The following is a 7,105-nucleotide window of genomic DNA, read 5'->3' on the forward strand; positions in this document are numbered from 1 at the left end:
TGGCGGACGCGCTCGGCGCGCGCGTGACCCGCTACGCCGACGACGTCACCTTCAGCGGCGGCCCGGGCCTGGCGGCCGGCGCCGACCGGCTGGTGCGGTGCGTGGGCGAGCTCGCGGCCGACGAGGGGTCCGCGCTGAACCCGGCCAAGACGACGGTGCGCGGACGCGGGCAGCGCCAGTTCGTCACCGGAGTCGTCGTCAACGAGCGGCCGAACCCGGTGCGCGGGGAGTTCGACCGGCTCAAGGCGGTGCTGCACCGCTGCGCGGTCCACGGCCCGGCGTCGGTGGACGCGCCCGGCGGGGTGGGCCTGCGCGCGCACCTGGCCGGGCGCATCGGGTGGGTGGAGGGGATCAGCCCTTCGAGGGGGCGGCGGCTGCGGGCGTCGTTCGACGCGATCGCGTGGTGACGCCGAGGCGGCCGGTGCGGTGCGCCCAGCGCTCGAACACGACGGTGAACAGCGGCGGGACCGAGGCGGCGAGCGCCAGCACGACCGTGCCGGGTCGCCACTTCATCGTCCGCGCCGCCCAGGCGGCGGAGAGCAGGTAGACGACGAACGCGGCGCCGTGGATCGGCCCGGCGATCGGCACGCCGCCCTCGTGCGGGGTCTCCGTCTCCACCACGTACTTCAGGAACATGGCGATCAGGAGCAGCGTCCACGACACCGCCTCCACGAAGGCGATGACGCGGAACCATCGGGCGGCGGCGGGCACGGGGTCCTCCTCGGGGCTGTCGGCGGGTTCCTCAAGTCTGACGCCCTGTAGGAGACGCCGGTGCCGCCCCCGGGCGTGGCATCGGTCACGCCCCTCCCTCCCCACCCACCCGCCCACTCGTCCCCACCCCTCGGTGATCAAGGAAGTTGCAACTTCCTTGATCACCGAGGGGTGGGAATCGGGGTGCGGGCCACCGGGGGCCTGCCTAGCGTGAGGGCGTGACCGACCTCCCCCTGACCCCCGACAGCACCGTGCCCGCGGCCCGGGCCCGCATGAGCCTGTGGGGTGGTGCCCCCTGGGCCGACCCGGCCCGCCGCGACGAGGCGCGCGAGGCCGCCCGCGAGGTCGAGGCGCTGGGGTACTCCCGCATCTGGCTCTCCGGCGGGTTCGACCCCGGCCTGCACCCCGTCTTCGGCGAGCTGCTGGACGGCACCGAGGAGATCGGCGTGGCCAGCGGCATCGTCAGCGTCTACGCCGCCACCCCCGAGCAGACGGCGGAGGGGTTCGCCGACCTGGAGCGGCGCCACCCCGGCCGGTTCCTGCTGGGCCTGGGCAACAGCCACGCCGCGATCGTGGAGCGGACCGGCGAGGACTACTCGAAGCCGTACTCGCGCACCGTCGAGCACCTCGACGCCCTGGACGCCGCCGGCGCGGTGCCGCGCGAGCGGCGGGCGCTGGCCGCGCTGGGCCCGCGGATGCTGCGCCTGGCCCGCGACCGCTCCCTGGGCGCACACCCGTACTTCACCACCGCCGCCCACACCACGTACGCGCGCGAGGTCCTCGGCGACGGCGTGCTGCTGGCGCCCGAGGTCGCGGTCGTCCTCGAGGAGGACCCGGACGCGGCGCGCGCGATCGCCCGCCGCTACGCCACCGGCTACCTGGCGCTGCCGAACTACACGAACAACCTGCGCCGCTTCGGGTACGGCGACGAGGACTTCGCCGACGGCGGCAGCGAGCGCCTCATCGACGAGCTGATCCCGTGGGGCGACACGGCCACCGTCGTCGCGGGCCTGGCCCGGCACGTGGACGCGGGCGCCGACGAGGTCGCCGTGCAGGTGCTCACCGCCTCCGGCGACGACTTCCCGCTGGAGCAGTGGGGGCGGCTGGCGCGCGCGCTCATCGGCTGAGGGGTCGCGGGGCCGCTGCTCAGTCGTGGGTGGCGGTCTCGTGCCCGCCGTGCCCGACGGGTTCGAGCTGGAACGTGGAGTGCTCCACGGCGATCGGGAAGTGCTCGGCCAGGCACGCCTGGAGCTGGTCGAGGATCTCGGGGGCGTGCCCGTCGTGGAAGCAGGTGTCGTCGAGCACGACGTGGGCGGACAGCACCGGCAGCCCGGTGGTGATCTGGCTGGCGTGCAGGTCGTGCACGGCCTGCACGTGCGGCAGGTCGAGCAGGTGCCGGCGCACGTCGTCGAGGTCCAGGCCGGGGGGCGTGGCCTCCAGCAGCACGCCGACGGTCTCGCGCAGCAGCTTCAGCGTGCGCGGCACGATGAGCACGCCGATGAGCACCGAGACCACCGCGTCGGCGCGGGTCCACCCGGTGAGCGCGATGACGGCGGCGGCGACGAGGACGGCGACGGAGCCGAGCGCGTCGTTGACGACCTCCAGGACGGCCGCTCGCACGTTGACGTTCCCGGTGCCCTCCCCGCGCAGCAGGAGGGCGAGGGCGGCGAGGTTGCCGAGCAGGCCGACGGCGCCGAAGACGAGCATCGCGGTGGAGGACACCTGTGGCGGTTCCACCAGCCGCTGCACGCCCTCGACGAGGACGAAGGTGCCGACGGCGAGGAGCGCGGCGGCCTGCAGCGTGGCGGCGAGGACCTCCGCGCGCCGGTAGCCCCAGGTGCGGCGCGGGCTCGACGGCCGGGCGGCGAGGGTCGCGGCGATGAGCGCGATGACGAGGCCGGCGACGTCGGTGAGCACGTGCCCGGCGTCGGCCAGCAGCGCGAGGCTGCCGGAGACCCAGGCGCCGACCGCCTCGGCGACGAGGACCGCGCTGGTGATCGCCAGCGCCCCGGCGAGCCGGCGGCGGTTCTGCTCCGCCGCCCCGTGGCCGTGCCCGTGCCCGTGGCCCGCGCTCACGGGGTGACCTCGCGGGCGGCCGCCTCCGCGGCGGTGCCCTCGGCCGGATCGGCGCACAGCGCCTCCTGCACGGCGAGCACGACCCCGACCAGGTCGTCCAGGGCGTGGCGCAGCCGGGGGTCGGCCAGCTCGTAGCGCACCCGCCGCCCCTCGGGCTCGGAGACGACCAGGCCGCAGCCGCGCAGGCACGCGAGGTGGTTGGACAGGCTCTGCCGGGACACGCCCAGGGTGCCGGCGAGCTCCGCCGGGTAGCCGGGGCCCTCGCGCAGGGCGAGCAGCAGTCGTGCGCGGGTCGGGTCGGAGAGCGCGTGGCCGAAGCGGGCGAGCACGTCCGCGGGTGTGCTGGTCACCTCGCCGACGATACAGGCATCGATGTACCGAGGTGCCGGCCGTGCCGGTCGCGGTCAGCCGAGCCGATCGGCCTGCTCGTCCAGCTCGTCCGTGGACAGCGCCGGGCGGCCGCCGAACCGCTGCACCGTGGACCCCGCGGCGGCCGTCGCCCACCGCACCGCCCGCTCGACCTCCTCCCCGCGCAGCAGCGCCACCGCCAGCGCGGCGGTGAAGGAGTCCCCGCCACCGGTGGAGTCGGCCACGTCCACGTCGGTCAGCGGCACCAGTTCCCCGCCGCCCTCCCACGCCGCGGCGTTGCCGGCGGACCCCGCCTCCAGCACGACCAGGCGCGGGCCGCGCCCCACCAGCTCGTGCGCGGCCGCGAGCACGTCGTCCGGCCCGTCGAGCTGGCGCCCGAGGAGCAGCTCCGCCTCCCGGGCGTCGGCGCGCAGCACGATCGCGGTGGACAGCACCTGCTCGCGCAGCCCGGCGTCCTGCGCGGCGCCGTCGACGACGACGAAGCGCCCGGCCTCGCGGGCGATCCGCAGCGCCGCGGCGACCGCCTCGGCCGGTTGCTGCAGCTGCACCAGCACCGCCGCCGCCCGCCGCAGCAGCCCCGAGGCGGCCTCCACGTCGGCGGCCGTCAGCAGCACCTCCGGGGAGACGTCCTCCAGCAGCCGCCGCTCACCGCCCGCGACGACGTCCACCAGCAGCGCCGTCGAGGCCCCCTCGCGCCGCACCACGGCCCGCACGTCCAGCCCGTCGCGCCGCGCCTGCGCCAGGACGTCCTCCCCGGCGGCGTCGTCACCGACGACCCCGACGACAGCGGCGGACATCCCCAGCTGGGCGACGGCCACCGCCTGGTTCGCGCCCTTGCCGCCGAGCACCTCGCGGCGCTCGCGCACGTCCGTGGACCCGCCGGCGCCGGGCAGCTCGTCCACGGCGAGCGCCAGGTCGCGTCCCACCTGGCCCACGACGACCACGACCCCCTCGACGACGCCCGTGGTGCTGCCTGCGCTGGTCCGTGCCGGGGTCACGGGCCGAGCGTCGCAGCGCCGGTGGTGCCCCGCACCTCGTGGCCGGTCCCGCGCCGGGTCCCGCCGCGGGCCCGCGGCCCGCTCAGCCGGCCGGCTGGGCGCCGTCCCCGTCCGGCGCCTGCCGGCACAGGCAGAACGGGTGCCCGCTGGGGTCGGCGTACACCCGGAACCCCAGGTGGTCGCGCCCGGCGTCCAGCACGGTGGCTCCCAGGGCGAGGGCCCGGGCCTCCGGCTCGTCGTAGTCGTCGACGTCCAGGTCGAGGTGCAGCTGCTGGTGCACCCCGCCCTCGGGCCACGTGGGGCGCGGCATCCCGGGTGCGCGCTGGAAGCCCAGCGCCGTGCCGCCCTCGCCGCGCACGCTCACCCAGTCGTCGGAGGTGTCGCCGGGGTCCAGCCGCCACCCGAGCAGCTGCGCGTAGAACTCCGCCAGCGCCCGCGGGTCGGGGGTGTCGAGCACCACCATCCCCAGCCGCACCGCCGGGCGCTGCGCACCGCCGCCCGTCCCGCTCGCCCCGGTCCCGTCCACGGTGCCCTCCTCGTTCGTCGTCCCCACGTCTCGTCCAGGCTCCCGGTTGCGGCGCCCCCGGTCACTCCCCGTCGGCGAGGACGAAGGGGTGCACCTGCGCAGCTCCGGCCAGGCGCAGCTCGCGCGCCGCGACGGCGAGCGTCCACCCGGTACGGGTGCGGTCGTCCACGAGCAGCACGGCGCGGCCCTGCACTGGTGCGCCCGGCGGCAGCCGGAACCGCCCGGTCACCTGCGCCAGCCGGTGCGCGGAGTTCACGTCGCTGCGGGTGGGACCGGCCTCGGGGTGCAGCTCGAACGTGGCCAGCAGCGGCAGCCCGGTGTAGCGCGCCAGCCCCTCGGCCAGGTGGGCGACCAGGTGCGGGCGCGACGCCGAGCACATCGCCACCACCCCCTCCAGGCCGAGGTCACGGGCCCAGTCGTCGAGCACGGCCGCTGCGGCGCGGCGCAGCGGCACGGGCGTCTCCTGGTCCGGTGCCGCGGCGGCGAACAGCTCGCGCACGGCGGCCCCCCAGCCGAGGTCGGTGGTGCGGGCCACCGCGCGGCCCACCTCGGGGCGCTCCTGCGCCGCGATCTTCCCCGACAGCGGCACGCCCAGGGCAGCCATGCCGCTGGGCCAGAGCTTCTTCGGCTCCAGGGGCACCCCGGGCCGGGTCAGGTCCTCGCCGGCGGCCCGCACGGCGTCCTCGTCGAGGTCCCGAGGCACGTCGAAGCCGCCGCAGTTGTCGCACCGTCCGCACGGGGCGGCGTCGGCGTCGTCCAGCGCGCGCCGCAGGAACTCCAGCCGGCACCCGCCGGTGGCCTCGTAGTCGAGCATCGCCTGCTGCTCCACGTCGCGCGTCTCTGCCACCCGCGCGTACCGCTCCGCGTCGTAGGCCCACTCGCGGCCGGTGGCCTCCCAGCCGCCGCGAACCCGGCGCACCGCGCCGTCCACGTCGAGGACCTTGAGCATCATCTCCAGGCGGTTGCGCCGCAGGTCCACCTGCGCCTCCAGCGCCTGCGTGGACAGCGGCCGGCCCGCCTCGGCGAGCGCGCTCAGCGCCCGGCGCACGTCCTGCTCGCCGGGGAAGCCGAGGGAGGCGAAGTAGCGCCACACGTCGCGGTCCTCCGCCCCCGGCAGCAGGACCACCCGGGCGTCGGCGATGCCGCGGCCCGCGCGCCCCACCTGCTGGTAGTAGGCGATGGGGGAGGAGGGGGCGCCCAGGTGCACGACGAAGCCGAGGTCCGGCTTGTCGAAGCCCATGCCCAGCGCGCTGGTCGCCACGAGCACCTTGACGCGGTCGTGCACCAGGTCGTCCTCGGCCCGCAACCGCTCCGCCGGGTCGGTCTGCCCCGTGTAGGCGACCGCCTCCAGACCGTGCGCACGCAGGTGGTTCGCGACGTCGGCGGCGGCGGCGACCGTGAGCACGTAGACGATGCCGGAGCCGGGCAGCTGCGGCAGGTGCTGCACCAGCCACGCCAGCCGGTGCGCGTGGCTGGGCAGCCGCAGCACCGCCAGCCGCAGCGACTCCCGGTCCAGGGAGCCGCGCAGCACCAGCACGTCCTCGAGCGTGCGCGTGCCGCTGACCGACAGCTGCTCGGCGACGTCGGCGGTGACGCGCGCGTTGGCGGTCGCCGTGGTCGCCAGCACGGGGATGCCCTCCGGCAGGTCCGCCAGCAGCGTGCGGATGCGGCGGTAGTCGGGCCGGAAGTCGTGCCCCCAGTCGGACACGCAGTGCGCCTCGTCGACCACCAGCAGGCCGGTCGTGGCGGCCAGCGGCGGCAGCACCTCGTCGCGGAAGCCGGGGTTGTTCAGCCGCTCGGGGGAGACCAGCAGCACGTCGACCGCGCCGGCGCGCACGTCCTCGAAGACGCGCCCCCACTCCTCGCCGTTCGTGGAGTTCACCGTGACCGCCCGCACCCCGGCCCGCTCGGCCGCCGCGATCTGGTTGCGCATCAGCGCCAGCAGCGGCGAGACGATCACCGTCGGGCCCGCGCCGCGCGCTCGCAGCAGCGCGGTGGCCACGAAGTACACCGCGGACTTGCCCCAGCCGGTGCGCTGCACCACCAGCGCGCGCCGTCGCCCGGCGACCAGCGCCTCGATGGCCGTCCACTGGTCCTCGCGCAGCCGCGCGGCCGGGTCGCCGACGAGGCGGCGCAGGACCCCCTCGGCCTCCTCGCGCAGGTCCAGGGTGTCGGGGGCGGCGGTGTTCGCGACGGCTGCTGGCACGGGCGGGATGCTGCCAGCCCCCTCCGACACGGTGCTCCGGGCGCCGCGGGGCGGCCCTGCGCCGCGGGGCGCGGCGCGTGCTGAGAGGCTGTGACCATGCGCGTCGACCACGTCGGCTACGCCGCCGGTCCCGAGGGTCTGCACGGGACGGCCCGGCGGCTCGCGTCCCTGCTCGGGGTGCGGGTGGTCGACGGCGGACCGCACCCTCGCTTCGGCACC

At 76.8% G+C, this 7,105-nt stretch carries 9 protein-coding genes; 3 read left to right on the forward strand and 6 right to left on the reverse strand.

Annotated features, from left to right (window positions below; all coding sequences use genetic code 11):
* Positions 1-23: 23 nt before the first annotated feature.
* The gene (locus tag V9U69_RS18700) at positions 24-407 is read left to right on the forward strand and encodes a hypothetical protein (RefSeq protein ID WP_337063385.1); all 384 of its coding nucleotides are present in this window, start codon (positions 24-26) and stop codon (positions 405-407) included.
* Here the strand turns inward: V9U69_RS18700 and V9U69_RS18705 are convergent.
* Positions 352-711 carry a DUF3817 domain-containing protein gene (locus tag V9U69_RS18705; RefSeq protein WP_337063386.1) on the reverse strand — a complete coding sequence of 120 codons (360 nt, stop codon included), beginning with the start codon at positions 709-711 and terminating at the stop codon, positions 352-354. The genes V9U69_RS18700 and V9U69_RS18705 overlap by 56 nt on opposite strands.
* A 218-nt stretch (positions 712-929) precedes the next feature.
* On the opposite strand from V9U69_RS18705, the gene V9U69_RS18710 reads away from it, so the two are divergent.
* Positions 930-1,838 carry a TIGR03620 family F420-dependent LLM class oxidoreductase gene (locus tag V9U69_RS18710; RefSeq protein WP_337063388.1) on the forward strand — a complete coding sequence of 303 codons (909 nt, stop codon included), beginning with the start codon at positions 930-932 and terminating at the stop codon, positions 1,836-1,838.
* A gap of 19 nt (positions 1,839-1,857) precedes the next feature.
* On the opposite strand, the gene V9U69_RS18715 is transcribed toward V9U69_RS18710, so the two are convergent.
* The 5 genes from V9U69_RS18715 to V9U69_RS18735 form a co-directional block, all read right to left on the reverse strand.
* Positions 1,858-2,787 (reverse strand): cation diffusion facilitator family transporter, encoded by a 930-nt coding sequence (locus V9U69_RS18715; protein WP_337063389.1) that lies wholly within the window; start codon positions 2,785-2,787, stop codon positions 1,858-1,860.
* Positions 2,784-3,137: an ArsR/SmtB family transcription factor gene (locus V9U69_RS18720; protein WP_337063390.1), complete on the reverse strand. Its 354-nt coding sequence runs from the start codon at positions 3,135-3,137 to the stop codon at positions 2,784-2,786. Before V9U69_RS18720 ends, V9U69_RS18715 begins: the two co-directional genes overlap by 4 nt.
* A gap of 54 nt (positions 3,138-3,191) precedes the next feature.
* The gene (locus V9U69_RS18725; RefSeq protein WP_337063391.1) at positions 3,192-4,154 is read right to left on the reverse strand and encodes a PfkB family carbohydrate kinase; all 963 of its coding nucleotides are present in this window, start codon (positions 4,152-4,154) and stop codon (positions 3,192-3,194) included.
* 82 nt (positions 4,155-4,236) lie between these two features.
* Positions 4,237-4,617, reverse strand: coding sequence for a VOC family protein (locus tag V9U69_RS18730; RefSeq protein ID WP_442907830.1), 381 nt, complete (start codon positions 4,615-4,617; stop codon positions 4,237-4,239).
* Between the two features lie 124 nt (positions 4,618-4,741).
* Positions 4,742-6,886: a RecQ family ATP-dependent DNA helicase gene (locus V9U69_RS18735; RefSeq protein WP_337063393.1), complete on the reverse strand. Its 2,145-nt coding sequence runs from the start codon at positions 6,884-6,886 to the stop codon at positions 4,742-4,744.
* A 96-nt stretch (positions 6,887-6,982) separates the two neighbouring features.
* Here V9U69_RS18735 and V9U69_RS19405 point away from each other — a divergent pair.
* On the forward strand, positions 6,983-7,105 hold a 123-nt coding region (locus V9U69_RS19405), incomplete at its 3' end, for a VOC family protein (RefSeq protein ID WP_442907831.1).

Origin of the sequence: Kineococcus sp. G2 (assembly GCF_037154035.1) — a bacterium.
Classification (GTDB): Bacteria; Actinomycetota; Actinomycetes; order Actinomycetales; family Kineococcaceae; genus Kineococcus.

What these genes read in the sequence shown, in the direction of transcription:
- V9U69_RS18730 (WP_442907830.1), bottom strand. Translation starts at nt 4,617, where the DNA reads ATGGTGGTGCTCGACACCCCCGACCCGCGGGCGCTGGCGGAGTTCTAC.